Origin of the sequence: Pseudomonas sp. dw_612 (assembly GCF_018449725.1) — a bacterium.
Lineage (GTDB): Bacteria > Pseudomonadota > Gammaproteobacteria > Pseudomonadales > Pseudomonadaceae > Aquipseudomonas.
Genome location: NZ_JAAVVC010000001.1, coordinates 586520 through 603495, shown reverse-complemented (window position 1 = coordinate 603495; position 16976 = coordinate 586520). Strand labels below are relative to the sequence as shown.

Sequence of the window (16976 nt, the reverse complement as noted above, 5' to 3'; positions counted from 1 at the left end):
TTCCACAGCGAGTACTCCTCAAGAGTTTTATTTTTATTTCCAGGACCGGACCCATGAGGGTGGCAGCGGTCCTTTGAGGCACTTGCGAATTTGTTGACCGCTTGGTCAGGAACTCGCACGAAGTGGATTATGCTTTTGTATACAAATAAAGCAAATAATGTTTTTGATTTTGTCGACGAAAAGATTGGCGATAGGGATATATCGCCTGTTTTAGCCCTTTTGCGAGCAAGCCCGCTCCCACACTCAACCGCATTCCCTTGAAGGAACTCGGTCAAGTGTGGGAGCGGGCTTGCTCGCGAAGGCGTCAGATCAGCCACTGCCTACAGTGGCGAGGAAAGGCGTACTCGTTACATCGGGATTCCTTCAGTCCACCCGCAACCCACTGGCTTTTTCAAACACATGCAACTGCTCGCAACGGCCGCGCAGCATCACGTGCTCGCCCAGCGCCAGGCTGTCGCGGCGTGACAGCGAGGCCACCACCTGGGCATCGCATGAACGCCCATAGACATGGCTGTCGGCGCCGGTCGGTTCGATCAGTTCGACGCTGAACGGCAGGGAAAATGTCGGTCCTTCCACCGGCGCCAGGGTCACGTGTTCGGGGCGAATCCCCACCACCACCGCTGTCGACGGCGGCAGGTCAACGTGTCGGCCCAACTCAATGCGATGCCCGCCGACCCGCACGAAGGACTCGGCGCCCTCATGCTCCAGCAAGCCTTCGATCAGATTCATCGCCGGTGAGCCGATGAACGTCGCCACGAACAGATTGGCCGGCCGGTCATACACTTCGATGGGCGCGCCGATCTGCTCGATGCGACCGGCATTCATGACCACGATCAGATCGGACATGGTCATGGCCTCCATCTGGTCGTGGGTCACGTAGATGGCGGTGGTGCCGAGCCGGCGTTGCAAGGTGCGGATCTCGATGCGCATCTGCACCCGCAGTTTGGCGTCGAGGTTCGACAGCGGTTCGTCGAACAGAAACACCTGGGGCTCGCGCACGATGGCCCGGCCCATGGCAACGCGCTGGCGCTGGCCGCCCGACAACGCCTTGGGGTAACGATCCAGGTATGGCGCAAGGCCGAGCAGGGCGGCGGTTTCCCGTACGGCCTTGTCGATGCGCTCGGGGGATTCCTTGCGCAGGTGCAGGCTGAAACCCATGTTCTGCGCCACCGTCATGTGCGGGTACAACGCATAGTTCTGGAACACCATGGCGATGTCCCGGTCCTTCGGCGACAGGTTGTTGATGACCTTGCCGTTGAGCTCGATGGTGCCGGCGCTGACTGTTTCCAGCCCGGCGATCATCCGCAGCAGTGTGGACTTGCCGCAGCCGGAAGCCCCCACCAGCGAGACGAATTGACCGTCGGCGATGGAGAGGTCGATGCCGTGCAACACGGGGATCGAGCCATAGTTTTTACGAAGTTGCTGGATGTTGACCGTTGCCATATCGAGAAAACCACCTGTGTCGGACCTGCGAATCAGGAAAGGCGCACAACCTTGGTGAGGTGGCGTGGTGCGGTGCTGTCCAGGTGTTTGTGCTGGGCCAGGCGTTCGCCGAACAACTGCAACGCCGGCAGAACCGCCAGGCTGCGATCCAGACCGTTCTGGGCGATCTCGATCGACAGGTCGCCGGGGCCGCCAAAACCGATCACCAGGGCACCCTTGGCTTGCAGCTCGGCGCACAACTGGCTTTCTTCCTCAAGACTCTGCGGGCTGTAGATCAGCACCACGCAGGTCTTTTCGTCGACCAGGCTGATCGGGCCGTGACGGTATTCCAACGGGTGGAACACCTGGGTGTAGGTCAGGCTCATTTCCTGCAATTTCAGTGCGCCTTCGCTGGCCAGGCCGTAGTACGCGCCGCCACCAAGGTAGACAAAATGCGAACGCGACAGCAGGGCATTGTCGAGTTGGCCGTCGAGGTTGCGCATGGCGTGCTCGGCGCTGGCGGCAATCGCCGGGTCGAGGCTGACACCGGCCAGACGCAGGCCCAGCAGCAACATCAGACTCGCCGAACTGCTCATCACGATCCCTTCCAGGGCGTGGGTCGGGGCGAACAGCACTTGATCGCTGACCCGCGCCAGGCTGCTGTCGAGTTCGCACGTAATGCCCAGGGTTTTCAAGCCGCGGACACGGCTGGCTTCCACGGCCTGCACGGTTTCTGTGGATTCACCGCTGCGCGACAGCGCCACCACGTACACGTCGCGGGTGTCGGCGAGGTAGGCCTGTGGGCGTCGGGCCCATTCGCCACCGGGGACGGCGATTGCGCGCTGGCCGTTGAGGTTCATGGCACTGGCGACGTTTTGCGCCAAGTAGTAAGACGTGCCGCAGCCGACCACCACGACCGTGGCGCCACTGAAATCCGGCAGTGGCTGGGACAGTGCCGGCGCCCAGAAAGGGAATTGCTCAACGATGACTTGTTCAGTGATGTTCATGGAGGCAGTCCTTGAAGAGGAGGATTATTTGGTCGCGCCGGCAATCAGCCCGCGCACCAGGAACCGGTTGAGGAAAATCACCAGCAGCACGGGTGGCAGCATCGCGACCACGCCGGCGGCGTTCATCAGGCCGTAGTCGACGTAGTTGCGGGTGACGAATTCGGGAATCAGTACGGTCAGCGACTTGGTGGCCAACGAGGGAGAGAACACCAGCGGCACCATGAATTGTCCCCAGGCACTGAGGAAGGTCAGGATCGCGGTGGCGATCAAACCGGGCGCCGCCAGCGGCAAGACGATGCGGATCAGCGTGTAGGTGCGGCCCGCGCCATCCAGCCACGCGGCTTCTTCCAGCGACACCGGCAGCGACTGATAGACGCTGCGCATCAGCCACAGGGCCAGCGGCAGGAAGGCCGACACGTAGATCAGCGTCACGCCGAGGTAGGTGTCGATCAGGTGCAGACTGATCATCAGGCGATACAACGGAATCATCACCGTGTAGGCCGGCACCGCCATGCTCGCCACGACCAAGGCGAACAACAAATCGCGACCGGGAAAGCGCAAGCGCACAAAGGCGTAGCCACCGAACGCCGCCGCGACCAGGGTCAGTAGCGTGGCGGCGACCGACGTCACCAGGCTGTTGATAAACGCCCTGGAAAACTGCGGCCACACCGATTGCACTTCATTGCCCTGGGACGAACTGCTGGCGCCGAACAACTTGGCGAAATGCTCCAGGGTCGGGTGCTCCGGCCACAGATGGAGCTGGCCGCTGAGCATCTCGCGCGGCTCGGTGAAACTGGTGATCACTGACCAATACACCGGGCCGAGTGACCACAGAATCAGGGCCAACACCGCGAGGGCGAACCCGGCCTTGCCGAGGCCTTGGAGGAAATATCTGCGCATCAGTCGAACCTCGTTTCGCGGTAGACCTTGAGCACGTAGACCATCGACACCAGCAACGACGCGATCATCGCCAGCACCGACAGCGCCATGCCGTAGGAGAACTTCAGGTTCTGGAAGGCCGACATGTACACCTGAATGATCAGGCTGCGGGTGTCCAGGCTCGCGCCGTTGAGAATCCACGCTTCGTCGAACAGGTTGAACGCGAACACCGTCGATTGGCTGAGCGCGATGGCCAGGCCACCGGCAATCAGCGGCAGGGTGATCATCCGGAAGCATTTGAAACGCCCCGCGCCATCGAGCTTGGCCGCCTCATACAGGTCGCCGGGAATCGCCTGCAACGCGGCCAGCAAAATGATCGCGGTGAGCGGCAACATGCGCCACACATGCACCAGGGAAATCAGGAGCAACGCGGTGTGGTGGTCGTTGAACCACACCTTGTTCTCGCTGATCAGCCCGATGCCCTTGAGCAGGTTGTTCAACACGCCATAGCTGGGGTTGTAGATCCACAACCAGACCAGCGCGTTGACCACCGGCGGCAGGCACCACGGCAATACCAAAATCGCCAGCAACCACTGCCGACCATGGCGCACCTTGTTCAGCAGCAGGGCGGCGGCCAGGCCCCCGAGGGTTTCCAGCACCACCGCCAGGACCACGTAGATCAAGGTGTTCCAGGTGGCATGCTGGACATTGCTGTCGGTGGCCAGGTTCTGGTAGTTGAGCAGGCCGACAAAGGGTGTGCCCGGGCGCATCGGGTCAATCCGGTACAGGCTGTCGAGCACCGTGGTCACCAGCGGCACGAACACCAGGCTGGCCATCACCAGGATGATCGGCAGCACATACGCCAGACCGAGCCAGGTTTCACCCGGCGTGGGGCGCAAGCGCTCCCTGATCGAGGCTAATGTCATCACGGCTGCATCGCGCTCTTGGCTTGTTCGGCAATTTGCGCCACCGCTTGGGCCACGCTCAGTTCACCCTTGGCCGCCTGGTTCAGCGCGCTGGACACCGCGCTGGTGAACTGCGGGTACCAGACCGGCGTGCCTTGCTTGAACAACGGATCGACCAGGCTCGCTTGCTGCAGAATCACGTCACCGCTCTTGAGCTTGCCTTCGCTGTTGAGCTGTTTGAGCACACTGGTGCGGGTCGGCAGGTTGCCGAGGGTGGTGTAGCTCTCGATCTGGTTCTCGGGCTTGATGAACCAGTTGATAAAGGTCTTGGCGCCGGCCGGGTTCTTCGCCGTGGTCGGAATGCCCATGGCTTCCGGCAGGCCGATGGTGCGGGCGGTGCCGGTGGTGGTCAGCATCAATGCGGCGGCGACATGCTCGGCCACTTGGGACTTGGCCGGGTCGCTGTAGACCGCGACGTTACCGGCCCAGCCCGCGAGGTCGAACGACGCATCGCCTTTCTTGAACAGTTCCTGCACTTCGACGTCCTTGAGGCCGGTCGCCGCCGGACTGATCAAGCCTTGCTTGAGCGCCTCGACCTCGAACGCCATCGCCCGATAACCGGCGGAATCAGGTTTGACGAACTGCGGTTCGAGCTTGTCGTTGAACAGTTCGCCACCGAACACTTTGGTCAGCAGATACCACGCGGTGGCGCTGCCTTCTGTAGCGGACAACGGCAGGGCGATCGGGTATCGGGTGATGTTCTTGGCTTTGATGGCTTTGGCGTCGGCCAGCAGTTGATCCGGGGTGGTCGGTGCCGCGCTGATGCCGGCACGGCTGAGGTGGTCGCGGTTGTAGATCAGCACGCGGAAGTCGTTGGCGTAGGGCACCGCCAGCAGTTTGCCGTCGAACATGAAGAACTTCGCTGTCGGGATGTCGGCCAGGGTGGCGGCATCCACTGCATCGTTGAGCGGTTGGTACCAGTTGGCGGCGCCAAACTGACCGACCCACGACCAGTCCACTTCGGTGGTATCCGCCGGCGGGCTGCCCGCAATCATCGACGTGGCGACCTTGGTCAGGATCTGGTCCCAGCCCAGGGTCTGGGTATCCAGCGTCACGCCCGTCTGGCTGGCGAGGCGATCGGTCATGCCCTTGGGCAGCGTGCCCCACGGCGGCAACAGCACTTCAGTGACACTGGCCGCACTGGCCATCGGGGAGAAAGCCGAGACCGCAAACGACAGCGGCAACATCGCGAGTGAAGCGAGCAAATGGCGTCGAAGCATGGCAAAACCTCTACATCGGGAAGGGGGAGGTTGATGGCAGTGCAAGGGAGGTACGAAGGTTCAAGGACAGTTGTTCTATCCAGTGTTGGTCGGGGTTCCATCCCGCGTTTTGAGCGGCACGCCATAAGGCGCCACCGATGGGCGGCAGACGTGGCGGGCACGCTGCGCTGCCGATGCGATGGGCGATGCGCTCGATCATGTGCGGATTGGCAAACACGCCGCCCGCATAACTCCAGGTCGCGGGCCCGGTCAGGCCGAGTCGGCTCCAGGCGGCGCTGATGTGTTCGGCCAGGTGCGCGGCGGCGGCATCCAGCACGGCGCTGGCCGCCGGATCGCCGGCGACGGCCCAGGCCGAGACGCACTCGGCCAGGGCGGCGATTTCGGCCCGGCGGTTGGCCAGGCCATAGACCCAGCCCGCCAGTTGTTCAGGGGTCAGGCCCAGGTGATTGAGCAGGGCCAGGGTCAGATTCGACGGAGCATCCCGGCCATCGAGGCTGCGGCTGGCGTGGATCAGCACTTGGCAGCCGATCCAGTAGGCGCTGCCTTCGTCGCCGAACACATCGCCCCAACCGCCGACGCGCACTTGTTCGGCGTCGGGTTCGTTGCGGCTGGCCCAGGCCATGGAACCGGTGCCGGCCAGCATCAGCACGCCCGCGCCTTGCCCGGCAAACGCGCCATCGAAGGCAATGCGCACATCGTTTTCCACGGTGACCGGGCAGGGCAGCGCGCGTTGTGCCGTATCGAGTTGGGCGACCGAACATTCCGTCAGCTCGCCATGCAGCGGCATCCCGAGCACCGCGGCGGCCAGCGGGCGTTTACCGGGGACTTGCAACAGTGCGTGCAACTGGGCTGGCCATTGTGGATTGGCGGTCGGGTCGAGCCCGGGCGCCGATTCACAGTGCAGCACTCGGCCCTGGCGGTCGGCAATCGCCACCAGGGTTTTCGAGCCGCCGCTGTCCAGGCCCAGCACGCACGGCTTCATGCTTGCACGTCCTCGGCGGCAACCTTTTGGCTGGAGGCTTGCAGCGTGGTGCAACCTTGCTCGCTCAACCGCGCCCACCAACTGGCCGACAGTTGCTCGTCGCTGATCACGGTCAGGGCCTTGTCCAGCGGCGCGACGCGGTAAGTGAGGCGCTGGTCGAACTTGCTCGAATCCACCAGCAACAAGGTGCTGGCGGCACGGGCGAGCATCTTCTGGTTGAGTTGCGCTTCGCTGGCATCAAGGCTGTAGATGCAGGCATCCGGGGCAATGGCGCCGGCGCCGAGGAACAGTTGATCGAACCACAGGTTCTCGATCATCGCTTCGGCGAGGGCGCCGACCATCGAGGCGTTTTCCGCGCGCAGTTGGCCGCCCAGCAGGACGATTTTGATGCCCGGAGTGTTCATCAATACCTGAGCGGTGTTCAGGCAATTGGTGAACACCGACAGCGGCAAGGGGTTCAATCGCAGGCGACGGGCCAGTTGCAATACGGTGGTGCCGGCGTCGAGAAAAATCGTCGAGCCGGGCGCGATCTGTTCATAGGCCACTTCGGCGATGGCGCGTTTGGCGAACAGATTCTGGTTTTCCCGCAGATCGAAGGCGACTTCGACCCCGGCGCTCTTGGCGATCCGTGCGCCACCGTGAGTGCGGTGAATGGTGCCGTCGGCTTCCAGGCTCAGCAGGTCCCGGCGAACGGTGGCCAGGGAAGCGTCGGCGACTTCGGCGATGGTCTGGATAGTGCTTTCGCCATGGCTGTACAGGTGCTGACAGATCAGGGAAAGGCGTTCGTCTTTGGTCACTGTGGTTGCTCGTTAGTGATTCATTGAAATGAAATATAAAGCTAAAAAAATCACTGTCAATCAAATTTATGATTGATTTTGATCGTTTCGCTCTCGTAAGGTGACCTCCCCAACGTTATCGAGAGGCACTGGTCATGCAGGGTCATTATCTTCAAAAACTGGCGGATGCCCATGCCCAAGGGCTTGCCCTGGGTATTACTTCGGTGTGTTCGGCGCACGCTTTGGTCATCGAAGCGGCCTTGCGCAACGGCCAGGCGGGCACCGCGCCGGTGCTGATCGAGGCGACGTGCAATCAGGTCAACCATGAGGGCGGTTATACCGGCATGACCCCGGCGGACTTTCGCCGCTTCGTGCTGGAGATCGCCGAACGGGTCGGGTTCGATCCGCAGCGCTTGATTCTCGGCGGCGATCACCTGGGGCCGAACCCTTGGCGACATCTGCCACCGCAGCAAGCGATGCTCAAGGCGGAGCGCATGCTCGAGGCCTATGCCTTGGCAGGATTCAGCAAGATCCACCTCGACGCGAGCATGGCCTGCCTGGGCGAAACCAACCCGCTGGACGGCGCGCTGATCGCCGAACGTGCTGCACGCCTGGCCGCGGTGGTGGAGCGAGCCGTGAGCGACGCCGGCCTGCCGGCACCGTTTTACGTGATCGGCACCGAAGTCCCGGTACCGGGCGGGGCGTCGGAGAAAGTCGAAGACCTGGCGGTCACCACACCGCAATCGGCCCTCGACACCATCGAGTTGCATCGCCGGGCCTTTATCGCCCTGGGCCTGGACAGCGTGTTCGCACGGGTCATCGGCCTGGTGGTCCAGCCCGGCGTCGAGTTCGGCAACGAGAATGTGGTGGTTTATCAGCCGCACAAGGCGCAGGCACTCAGCGCCATTCTGCAGGGCGAACCGCAGCTGGTCTTCGAGGCTCACTCCACGGATTACCAACCCGCCGAGGCCTTGACCGATCTGGTGCATGACGGCTTCGCCATCCTCAAGGTCGGCCCGGGCCTGACCTTCGCCCTGCGCGAGGCGCTGTATGCGCTGGACCACATCGGCGCGGCGATGCGCTCAACCCCCGAACAGGCGAGCCTGCGCAAAACCATGGAATCGCTGATGCTCTCCGAACCGCACTATTGGGACAGCTATTACCACGGCGATGATGCCGCGCTGAGGGTGCAACGGCATTTCAGCTACAGCGACCGGATCCGCTATTACTGGCCCTTCGCAGCCGCCAGCAGAGCCGTCGAAGAGATGTTCCTGGCGCTCGGCGACGAGCCGATTCCAGAGACCCTGGTCAGCCAGTACTTGCCGCAGCTCTACCCGAGCGTGGTGAGCGGGCAGGGTGAACGCTCGGCGCGGGGGTTGGTGCTGGCGGCGATCGGGCAGGTGTTGGCGCAGTATCGGCAGGCGTGTGGGGGATAGGATTAACCAGACAAATTGGCGCGAGGGCCGGTTTGTTGGGCTGGATTTTGTGGTGTCTGGGCGGGCCTCTTCGCGAGCAAGCCCGCTCCCACACTCGACCGAGTTCTTTCAGGGGAATGCGGTCACCTGTGGGAGCGGGCTTGCTCGCGAAGGCGCCAGATCAGCCACCGCAAAACCACCAGGCAAAACACTCATTCAACAGGCACCTGGCTTTTCCCCAGCGCCAGATTCACCGCCAACCACCCATCCACCGCCGCTTCCCCAGCCTCGGCAAACACCCGCTCCAGCAATTTCACTTGCTCGCGCCGCAGCGACTGTTCGAAACGCGCGCCATCTTCGGTCAACTCCAGCAGTCGCTTACGCTTGTCCGTCTCGGACGCCACGCTGTTCACCAGATGCATTTCCAGCAACTGCCGCAATGGAATGTTCAGCGCCTGCTTGGTCACGCCGAGCAACGCCAGCAATTCCTTCACGCTCAGGTTCGGATAGCGGGCGATGAAAAACACGATGCGTTGATGCACCCGGCTCAAGCCACGACGCTCAAGCATTTCGTCGGCCTTGGCGGTGAACGCCTGGTAGCCGAAGAAAAACGCTTCCATGGCCTGTTGCTGAGTTTCAGGGTTTTTAAGGTCAAGCATGTTGACGTATCCGCGCAAGCTGTCGTAATTTCGGTCAACCAGTTTGACTCATTTTCCTCTCGCCTCGCTACCGGTGACCTCCATGGCTTTTTCCGAACGTGTCTCGCGCCTTAAAAGTTCTTTGATCCGTGAAATCCTCGCCGCAGCCCAGCGCCCGGAAGTGATGTCGTTCGCCGGCGGCTTGCCGGCTGAAGTCATGTTGCCGAAAGTCGAGTGGGCCGACATGCCGCTGTCCATGGGCCAATACGGCATGAGCGAAGGCGAGCCGGCACTGCGCGAAGCCCTGGCTGCCGAAGCGCGGGCGCTGGGCGTGCCGTGTGAGGCGAGTCAGGTTCTGGTGGTCAGCGGCTCCCAGCAAACCCTTGATCTGGCGGCCAAGCTTTACATCGACAAAGGCACCGAGATTTTGCTGGAAGCGCCGACCTATCTGGCGGCGTTGCAGATTTTCCAGCTGTTCGGCGCCGACTGCATCACGGTCCCGCAGGAGGCCGACGGTCCGAACCTGATTCAACTGCGTTCGCGTCTGGAAAAGCATCAACCCGCGTTCATCTACCTGATCCCGACCTTCCAGAACCCGTCGGCCGTGCGCTACAGCGAAGCCAAGCGCGATGAGGTGGCGGCGTTGCTGGATGAATTCGGCGTCACGCTGATCGAAGACGAACCCTACCGCGAGCTGACCTTCGACGGCGGCAGTGCCACGCCGATTGTCAGTCGCTTGAAAAAGGCCAGTTGGATCTACACCGGCACCGTGTCCAAAACCCTGTTGCCAGGCCTGCGGGTCGGTTACCTGATAGCCAGCCCGGACCTGTTCCCGCATTTGTTGAAGCTCAAGCAATCGGCGGATCTGCACACCAATCGCGTGGGGCAGTGGCAGGCGCTGCAATGGATCGGCACCGAGAAGTTTCAGCATCATCTGAGTGAGCTGAGGGATTTCTATCGGGGGCGCCGGGATGCGTTCCAGTCAGCGCTGGAAACGCATTTTTCCGATCTGGCGGACTGGAACGTGCCCCAGGGCGGGCTGTTTTTCTGGCTGACGCTCAAGCAACCGCTGGACACCCGGACGTTGCTCAAGGCTGCGTTGGCTGCGGACGTGGCGTTTATGCCGGGCGAGCCGTTCTTTCCGGATCCGGACAACCATCCTGGGCATTTGCGGCTGAACTTCAGTCACATCGATCCGGCGCGGTTGGATGAGGGGGTGAGGCGGTTGGCGGCGGTGGTGAGGCAGGCTCAGGCGGCGGAGGCCGCGTGAAGTCATAAAAAAACCGGCTCAAGGGCCTAATGCCGATCAGTTAAGCCGTCACTCAATCTGTAGCAGCTGGCGAAGCCTGCGTTCGGCTGCGCAGCAGTCGTGAAATCGGGCGGCGCGGTGGTTCAGAGAGTACGTGTACTCAGGGTTCACGACTGCTTCGCAGCCGAACGCTGCCTCGCGTTGCTCGTCAGCTGCTACGCAGTGCGTGTTTCGTCTGAAATTCTCTTAACTGGCAGGCATTAGGCTCAAGGGCCGGTTTATTTTGTCTGGATTTTGTGGTGTCTGGGCGGGCCTCTTCGCGAGCAAGCTTGCTCCCACATTCGACCGCGTTGCTCCTGAAGGAACTTGGTCGCCTGTGGGAGCGGGCTTGCTCGCGAAGGCGTCAGTCAGAACACCACAAACCGTCAGACCGCCGCAAACCGCTTATCCAGATAATCAATAATCACCTTGGACTCATACATCCAGGTGGTCTGGCCATTCTCTTCAATCCGCAGGCACGGCACTTTGATTTTGCCGCCCTGGTCCAGCAAGGCCTGACGATCCTGTTCGTTGTTCTTCGCATCGCGCAGCGCCACCGGCACGTTCAAACGACGCAAGGTGCGGCGGGTTTTCACGCAGAACGGGCAGGCGTGGAACTGATACAGGGTCAGGTCCTTGGCGGCGCTGTTGACTTGGGCCTGAGCCTCGGCCGGGCGCTGTTTTTTGCCCGGACGGGTGATGAAGTCGATGAAGATGATCAGTTGGCCAAGGCCGACACGAAGCGCTTTTACGAACACGTTGAAAGCCTCACGGTGGGAATCGAGAAAGGCGCGCAGCTTACCTGATTTTTCACAGGCGAAAAAAAACCGGCGATGAGCGCCGGTTTTCTTCGTACTGCGGCTTACTTGATCAGGCTGAGAAACTCGCTGCGAGTCGCCGCGTTTTCCCGGAACTCACCGAGCATCACCGAAGTGATCATCGACGAATTCTGCTTCTCGACACCGCGCATCATCATGCACATGTGCTTGGCCTCGATCACCACCGCCACGCCCAGGGCGCCGGTGACTTGCCGGACCGCATCGGCGATCTGGCGGCTGAGGTTTTCCTGGATCTGCAGGCGGCGGGCGTACATATCGACGATCCGCGCGACTTTCGACAGCCCCAACACCTTGCCGCTCGGGATGTAGGCGACGTGGGCCTTGCCGATGAACGGCAGCAGGTGGTGTTCGCACAACGAGTAGAGCTCGATGTCCTTGACCAGCACCATTTCGCTGTTGTCGGAGCTGAACAAGGCACCGTTGGTGACTTCTTCCAGTGTCTGTTCATAACCGCGGCAGAGGTACTGCATGGCTTTGGCGGCACGCTTGGGCGTGTCGAGCAGGCCCTCGCGGGAGACGTCCTCGCCCAATTGGCCGAGAATCGCGGTGTAATTCTGTTCCAGGGACATGAAACTACCTGTGGGATTTTTCGCAAAGGGCAAGGGTACGGTGGCGGACACGGCGCTGCAAGCGTGACGCGACAGCTTTACTCGTCGCGACCTTCCATCATGGTGCGTTTGAGCATCACATAAACCGCGCCGGCACCGCCGTGTTTCGGTTGGCACGAGGTAAAACCAAGCACTTGGGAATGCTGGCGCAGCCAGGTGTTGACGTGGCTTTTGATCATTGGCCGCTTGCCGTCCAGTCGCACGGCTTTGCCGTGGGTGACGCGCACGCAGCGGATTTCGAATTTGGTCGCTTCGGCAAGAAAGGCCCAGAGGGTTTTCCGGGCCTTTTCCACGTTCATGCCATGCAGGTCGAGGCTGCCTTCGAACGGGATCTGGCCAATCTTGAGTTTGCGGATCTGGCTTTCCTGAACACCGTCGCGAGCCCACATCAGCTCGTCTTCCGGACCGACGTCGATCACGAACTGATCGGACAACCCGTCAACGGTGGTGGCATCGGTGCGCACGGTGGCGGCCTGACGCAGCTTGGCGATCTGGGCGCGGTCGCTTTTGGGTTTGCCGGTTTCGGCGCGATCGTGCTTGATCGGCTTGATGCCTTGGGTCGCACTTTTGAACAGGGAAAAATCGTCGTCTTGCATGTCAGCCTCCGCGAAGGCCGCCAGTTTACCCAAGTCGGGACGCTATCCATAACAATTGGCGCCCGGCTAAACGCCGGGCCATCCATTCAGTCGTGTTTTTTCATCAGGTGCGGGGCCATGTTCAGCGCTTGCGATTGACGCGAACGGCGACGGCAGCGGCGCCACAGCCACACGCCGATGTATAGCACCAACAGGCCAATCACCAGAATCACCGCCGACCCGACCTTGTTGGTATTCAACTCGCCCAGGGCGGGCGCGTGGCCGAGCAGGCTGGCGATACCGGCCAGCGTCATCAGTACGCCGAGCATTGCCAGCAGGGCGGCAATGGCTGCGCCGAATCGAAAACGCCAGTTGCTTTGGCCTTTGGGCCGCAAGCGGCGTGCATCAAAACCATCGGATAACTTCATTCCGACCTTCCTCAATGGGTATCGGCCCTTCGACCGGGAGTTGACCGGGATGTTCCTGAGGCTAAGGCAATTGCAGCAAATGATAGGCTTTTGCGGATGAGCGGCGGCTGAACCGCTCATCTGACGTCGATCAGATCAGATCGTGGGTCAGGGCGAGGGTGGCGAAGTTGTCCGCCATGATCGCCATTTCGGTCTGCTGAACGTGCTCGGCGCTGAGTACACCGCCCTTGTAAGGCAGGTCGCGGGTCGCACAGGCATCTTCCACCAGCGTGCAACGAAAGCCCAGGTTCTTGGCGGCGCGCACGGTAGTGCTGACGCTGGAATGACTCATGAAACCGCAGACGATCAGGTCCAGGGAACCGAGTTCTTGCAGGCGATCGTACAGCGTGGTGCCGTGGAACGCGCTCGGCAACAGCTTGCCGATAATGGTTTCGTCAGCCTGTGGCTCCAGGCCCGGGATGAACTCGCCGCGCTCGCCCTGTGGATCGAACAGCCCGCCGACAGTGCCGAGGTGACGCACATGCACGATCGGCCGACCGGCTGCGCGGGCAGCGGCCACGATTTGCTTGATGTTCGCGACGGCAGCATCCATGCCGCTCAGGGCCAACGGGCCGCTGAGGTATTCTTTCTGAGCATCGATGATGATGAGGGTCGCCTGGCTCAGTTTGGCCGCCGGGTAACCGCGACCGCTGAGTTGAAACATCGTTTGTGGAACGGACATTCTGGGGCTCCTTGGAGTGGGGCTTTTGCGACATTGTCCTCTGGCTGAGCGGTTCTGTGAATCGCTACCATCGTAGGCACCGTCGTTGTTGGCTTGCAGCCTTGTCAAGATGCTCATTCTGTTCAATAGCCAACCGAAAAAATGGATAGGTCCTACATCTGATCCGGTGTTTTTCCTGCGTCGTCGTGGCGCGTTTTGGCTGTTAGAATCGTCAGTCGTTTTTTCCGCCAGTTTGTTTATTTGGAGTTGTACCCGTGATCACTTCCCGACTTCGTACCCTGCGTGACCATATCCGTTGGGCCGTCAGCCGCTTCCATGGGGAGGATCTGTTTTTCGGCCATGGCACCGACAACGCCTGGGACGAAGCCCGTCAACTGGTGTTAGGTGCGCTGCACCTGCCGTGGGAAATTGCCGACAGCTATCTGGACTGCAATCTGGAAGACGATGAGCTGGTCAATTTGCAACGCCTGCTCAAGCGTCGCATCGAAGAACGCATTCCCACCGCTTACCTGTTGGGCGAGGCGTGGTTTTGCGGCATGTCGTTCATTGTCGATGAACGCGTGCTGATCCCGCGTTCACCGATCGGCGAGCTGATCGAAAAGCACTTTGCGCCGTGGCTGGGCAACGACCCTGCGCGGATTCTCGACCTGTGCACCGGCTCCGGCTGCATCGGCATCGCCTGTGCTTATGAGTTTCAGAACGCCGAAGTGGTGCTGGCCGACCTGTCGTTCGAAGCGCTGGAAGTGGCCAACCAGAACATCGAGCGCCATGGCGTCGATGAGCGGGTGTACACGGTTCAGGGCGATGGTTTCGATGGTTTGCCGGGGCAACGTTTCGACCTGATCGTGTCGAACCCGCCTTACGTCGATGCGGAAGATTTCGCCGACATGCCCGACGAATACCAGCACGAACCGGAATTGGGCCTGGCCTGCGGTGACGACGGTTTGAATCTGGTGCGCCGAATGCTCGCCGAAGCGGCGAATCACCTGACCGAGAAAGGCTTGCTGATTGTCGAAGTGGGCAACAGCCAGGTGCACGTTGAAGCGCTGTACCCGGAAGTCGACTTCGCCTGGCTCGATTTCGAGCGCGGTGGGCATGGGGTGTTCATGTTGACGGCCGAGCAGTGCCGCGCTCATCAGGCCGTGTTCGCTTCCCGCGTCTGACCCTTAAAAGCAAAAAGATCGCAGCCTTCGGCAGCTCCTACGCAGGTGTACACATAACCCTGTAGGAGCTGCCGAAGGCTGCGATCTGTTGATCTACCGGTGCGTCGCAATCCAGATCAACAACCCCGCCTGAAACACCGCAAACGCCACCAGGCACGTAATCGTAAAGCGCAACCCGGCGTCTTCACGCTTGTACTTGCTGACCTTTTCTTCGTGTTTCTTGAGCTTCACTTCCTGCTCGGCCAGATTCTGCTCGGCCTGTTGCAGCATCTGCGCGGCTTCGAGAATTTCCACCTGCTGGAGCTTTTCGGTGTTCCAGTCGGTCAGCAGGTCGCTGACTCGCACCTCTTTGACGCTGCCCTTCAAATGCTGGGCGTCGGCATACACCACATCAAAACCGTGCACCCGCAAAAAGTGATCGCGACGCAGGCGCGTGTCTTCGTTCAGCGCGTCCTTGTTGTTCAGGTCGCTGCCGTCGACGGTATAAGCGGGCCAGCGCTTTTTCGCCCAGGTAATGCCTTGAGCGGCCAGGTAGCGCCCGAGGCCACGGTTCATCGGTTCGATCTGCAAACCGCTGGCAGGGCCGAAATGCACGCGTTTGGTTTCGTGATCGACCCAGACGTCCAGATGATTCTGTTCCTTGCGCACCCGCTGGCCGGGCAGCGAGATGGTCATGCGCATCAGGCTGCGCTTCTTGTCGTTGCGTTCGGCATAACCGAACTCGACGAAGCGCAACGGCCGCCCGCCTGTATTGCGGTCGGTCTGCAACGGCGCCAGGCGGAGCATCTTGTGGTGCTCGACGTGGACGTCCGCCCACGGCAGCTCGACCGCTGGCGGTGCGTCTTTTTCAGCGGTGGTGTCGGGTGAAGTCGGGGTATCAGTCATAACGGCGAGATCCTGTCCAAGCGCTGCTTGTCGCCAGTCATAGCGCTGGCGACAAAGGCTTATCGGCCGTTTTTTTCAGGACTGGAGGGCTGAGGCGCGTGAAAATCAGTCGAAAACGCCCCAGGCAGCGCTTAACTGGAGCGAAGTCCGTCAATAAACCCGAGGATTCGAGCGCCAAGCTCGGCGGCCAGGGGTAATTGCGGGTCCTTATAGGAGGCCAATTGCCGCTTCACGTCGTTGGGAACGATGCGCATGACGTGGTTCATGCCTTCGATCACCGCCAGTTCGGCGTCCGGTTTGGCGGCCTTGAGCAGCTTGGCGTCGCCGACACCGACCTGGATATCGCTGGTGCCCTGGATGATCAGCGCCGGCATCTTCAACTGGGCGAACGCGGCCGACGGATCCTGGCGGAACAGCGAAATCAGGTACGGCTGCACGCTCGGGCGGAAAATCACCTGCAACTGCGGCGGCACGTTGTCATCGGTGTGGCCGGCCTTGAGGCTGTCGAGCAGTTCATTGCTGCGCAACATCAGCGGCGGTGGCAGGCGATTGGCCAATTGCTGGCGCAACACCTGATCCACCGGGCGGGCGCTGCCGGACATGGAAATCACCGCCGCCGCATCGACGCTCGGTGCCGCCAGCGTGGCAACCAGTGCGCCTTCGCTGTGGCCCAGCAGAATCAGCTTGCCGAAGCGTGGATCAGCCTTGAGTTTGCGGCTCCAGGCCTCGGCATCGGCAACATAGGCCTCCAGCGACAGATTGCGCTCGTCCGGCGTCGCGGCCAGGCTCGCCGCCACGCCGCGCTTGTCGTAGCGCACGCTGGCGATGTTGTGTTTGGCCAGCACCCAGGCCAGGCGCTTGAGGCTGTCGTTGCGTCCGCCGTCGGGGTTGTTTCCGTCACGATCCGTAGGACCGGAGCCGGAAATGATCAGGACAACCGGTACCGGCGTGTCGGATTTAGGCAGCAACAAGGAGCCGAAAAGCTCTCCGGTGCCGGTATCCAGACTGATCGGTCGTTGCAGGACAGTCGCCTGCACGAAGCCGGTAAACAGGGTAAGGCTCAAGGCTAGAACTCGCAGCATCATCACGCCATCATGGATAAGGTGCCGGTTGGACTCACGGGCCCCCATAAGGTTCGAGGATGAACTACTTGGGTAGCCTGCGT

18 protein-coding genes are annotated in these 16976 nt (G+C 61.3%); 3 read left to right on the top strand and 15 right to left on the bottom strand.

The genetic code is table 11. The features are described 5' to 3' along the window. Nucleotides 1–363: 363 nt before the first annotated feature. The 7 genes from ugpC to HB680_RS02730 are packed head-to-tail and all read right to left on the bottom strand — an operon-like array spanning nucleotide 364 to nucleotide 7272. Nucleotides 364–1443, bottom strand: coding sequence for a sn-glycerol-3-phosphate ABC transporter ATP-binding protein UgpC (ugpC, locus tag HB680_RS02760; RefSeq protein WP_213937022.1), 1080 nt, complete (start codon nucleotides 1441–1443; stop codon nucleotides 364–366). A 32-nt stretch (nucleotides 1444–1475) separates the two neighbouring features. Further along, the gene (locus tag HB680_RS02755) at nucleotides 1476–2429 is read right to left on the bottom strand and encodes an SIS domain-containing protein (RefSeq protein WP_213937021.1); all 954 of its coding nucleotides are present in this window, start codon (nucleotides 2427–2429) and stop codon (nucleotides 1476–1478) included. Nucleotides 2430–2453: 24 nt separating this feature from the next. After that, complete coding sequence (locus HB680_RS02750; RefSeq protein WP_213937020.1) at nucleotides 2454–3329, bottom strand: carbohydrate ABC transporter permease; 876 nt, start codon at nucleotides 3327–3329, stop codon at nucleotides 2454–2456. Beyond that, nucleotides 3329–4234: a sugar ABC transporter permease gene (locus tag HB680_RS02745; RefSeq protein ID WP_213937019.1), complete on the bottom strand. Its 906-nt coding sequence runs from the start codon at nucleotides 4232–4234 to the stop codon at nucleotides 3329–3331. The genes HB680_RS02750 and HB680_RS02745 overlap by 1 nt, the downstream gene beginning before the upstream one ends. Further along, nucleotides 4234–5493, bottom strand: a complete 1260-nt coding sequence (locus HB680_RS02740) for an extracellular solute-binding protein (protein WP_213937018.1) — start codon at nucleotides 5491–5493, stop codon at nucleotides 4234–4236. Before HB680_RS02740 ends, HB680_RS02745 begins: the two co-directional genes overlap by 1 nt. A 10-nt stretch (nucleotides 5494–5503) precedes the next feature. Then, nucleotides 5504–6475, bottom strand: a complete 972-nt coding sequence (locus HB680_RS02735) for a BadF/BadG/BcrA/BcrD ATPase family protein (protein WP_213937017.1) — start codon at nucleotides 6473–6475, stop codon at nucleotides 5504–5506. Further along, a complete protein-coding gene (locus HB680_RS02730) occupies nucleotides 6472–7272 on the bottom strand; it encodes a DeoR family transcriptional regulator (RefSeq protein WP_213937016.1) in 801 nt (266 codons plus the stop codon). Before HB680_RS02730 ends, HB680_RS02735 begins: the two co-directional genes overlap by 4 nt. Nucleotides 7273–7406: 134 nt before the next feature. Between HB680_RS02730 and HB680_RS02725 the strand changes: the two genes are divergently transcribed. Beyond that, nucleotides 7407–8687: a D-tagatose-bisphosphate aldolase, class II, non-catalytic subunit gene (locus HB680_RS02725; protein WP_213937015.1), complete on the top strand. Its 1281-nt coding sequence runs from the start codon at nucleotides 7407–7409 to the stop codon at nucleotides 8685–8687. Between the two features lie 191 nt (nucleotides 8688–8878). On the opposite strand, the gene HB680_RS02720 is transcribed toward HB680_RS02725, so the two are convergent. Further along, nucleotides 8879–9325 carry a MarR family transcriptional regulator gene (locus HB680_RS02720; protein WP_213937014.1) on the bottom strand — a complete coding sequence of 149 codons (447 nt, stop codon included), beginning with the start codon at nucleotides 9323–9325 and terminating at the stop codon, nucleotides 8879–8881. 82 nt (nucleotides 9326–9407) lie between these two features. Between HB680_RS02720 and HB680_RS02715 the strand changes: the two genes are divergently transcribed. Next, nucleotides 9408–10574 carry a PLP-dependent aminotransferase family protein gene (locus tag HB680_RS02715; RefSeq protein ID WP_213937013.1) on the top strand — a complete coding sequence of 389 codons (1167 nt, stop codon included), beginning with the start codon at nucleotides 9408–9410 and terminating at the stop codon, nucleotides 10572–10574. Nucleotides 10575–10978: 404 nt separating this feature from the next. Here HB680_RS02715 and HB680_RS02710 read toward each other — a convergent pair whose 3' ends face one another. The 5 genes from HB680_RS02710 to HB680_RS02690 all read right to left on the bottom strand — a co-directional run bounded on the left by HB680_RS02710 (nucleotide 10979) and on the right by HB680_RS02690 (nucleotide 13763). After that, nucleotides 10979–11350, bottom strand: coding sequence for a glutathione S-transferase N-terminal domain-containing protein (locus HB680_RS02710; protein WP_213937012.1), 372 nt, complete (start codon nucleotides 11348–11350; stop codon nucleotides 10979–10981). Between the two features lie 104 nt (nucleotides 11351–11454). Continuing rightward, nucleotides 11455–12000 (bottom strand): GTP cyclohydrolase I FolE, encoded by a 546-nt coding sequence (gene folE, locus HB680_RS02705; protein WP_213937011.1) that lies wholly within the window; start codon nucleotides 11998–12000, stop codon nucleotides 11455–11457. A 77-nt stretch (nucleotides 12001–12077) separates the two neighbouring features. Then, nucleotides 12078–12635 (bottom strand): Smr/MutS family protein, encoded by a 558-nt coding sequence (locus HB680_RS02700; protein ID WP_213937010.1) that lies wholly within the window; start codon nucleotides 12633–12635, stop codon nucleotides 12078–12080. A gap of 86 nt (nucleotides 12636–12721) precedes the next feature. Beyond that, nucleotides 12722–13042, bottom strand: a complete 321-nt coding sequence (locus HB680_RS02695; protein WP_213937009.1) for a hypothetical protein — start codon at nucleotides 13040–13042, stop codon at nucleotides 12722–12724. 130 nt (nucleotides 13043–13172) lie between these two features. Next, nucleotides 13173–13763, bottom strand: coding sequence for a cysteine hydrolase family protein (locus tag HB680_RS02690; RefSeq protein WP_213937008.1), 591 nt, complete (start codon nucleotides 13761–13763; stop codon nucleotides 13173–13175). A 254-nt stretch (nucleotides 13764–14017) separates the two neighbouring features. Here HB680_RS02690 and prmB point away from each other — a divergent pair, with 254 nt between their 5' ends. Continuing rightward, the gene (gene prmB, locus HB680_RS02685) at nucleotides 14018–14926 is read left to right on the top strand and encodes a 50S ribosomal protein L3 N(5)-glutamine methyltransferase (RefSeq protein ID WP_213937007.1); all 909 of its coding nucleotides are present in this window, start codon (nucleotides 14018–14020) and stop codon (nucleotides 14924–14926) included. A gap of 93 nt (nucleotides 14927–15019) precedes the next feature. Here the strand turns inward: prmB and HB680_RS02680 are convergent, their stop codons facing one another. Both HB680_RS02680 and HB680_RS02675 read right to left on the bottom strand, forming a co-directional pair. Further along, nucleotides 15020–15811 (bottom strand): hypothetical protein, encoded by a 792-nt coding sequence (locus HB680_RS02680; protein ID WP_213937006.1) that lies wholly within the window; start codon nucleotides 15809–15811, stop codon nucleotides 15020–15022. Nucleotides 15812–15942: 131 nt separating this feature from the next. Further along, nucleotides 15943–16941, bottom strand: a complete 999-nt coding sequence (locus HB680_RS02675) for an alpha/beta fold hydrolase (RefSeq protein ID WP_213937005.1) — start codon at nucleotides 16939–16941, stop codon at nucleotides 15943–15945. Nucleotides 16942–16976 lie beyond the last annotated feature (35 nt).